At 49.8% G+C, this 640-nt stretch carries 1 protein-coding gene; it reads left to right on the top strand.

Annotated features, from left to right (window positions below):
* On the top strand, positions 1-640 hold a 640-nt coding region (gene leuB / locus R7R24_RS27780; RefSeq protein WP_318120292.1), incomplete at both ends, for a 3-isopropylmalate dehydrogenase.

Genomic DNA, 640 nt, shown 5'->3' with positions numbered 1-640 from the left:
ACTTCGGCCAACCGAAAGCCCGTGAGGGTGAAGGCGCTAACGAAAAAGCGTTTGATACCGAGGTGTACCACCGCTACGAAATCGAACGTATTGCAAAAATCGCGTTTGAATCGGCTCGTCTACGTCGTAAGAAAGTGTGCTCAATTGACAAAGCAAACGTTCTGCAGAGTTCTATCTTATGGCGTGAAGTTGTGGAAGAGATTGCCAAAGACTACCCAGATGTCGAGTTGTCTCACATGTACATCGACAACGCGACCATGCAGTTAATCAAAGACCCAGCCCAGTTTGACGTCATGTTATGTTCAAACATCTTTGGCGACATCATCTCTGATGAGTGTGCAATGATCACGGGCTCTATGGGCATGTTGCCTTCAGCAAGTCTTAACGAAAGCAAGTTCGGCCTATACGAGCCTGCCGGTGGCAGCGCACCAGATATCGCAGGCAAAAACATTGCTAACCCAGTTGCGCAGATCCTTTCTGCTGCACTGATGCTGCGTTACAGCCTTGGCGAAGAAGCTGCGGCGCAAGATATCGAATCCGCAGTATCTAAAGCACTTTCGGCAGGCGAGCTTACCGCAGACCTAGCAAGCGACAAGCCTGCACTGACGACATCAGAAATGGGTGACAAGATCGCTGAGTA

The organism is Vibrio sp. 704, assembly GCF_033339295.1.
Note: the sequence above shows the minus strand (reverse complement) of the source record. Positions and strands in the feature narration are given on the sequence as shown.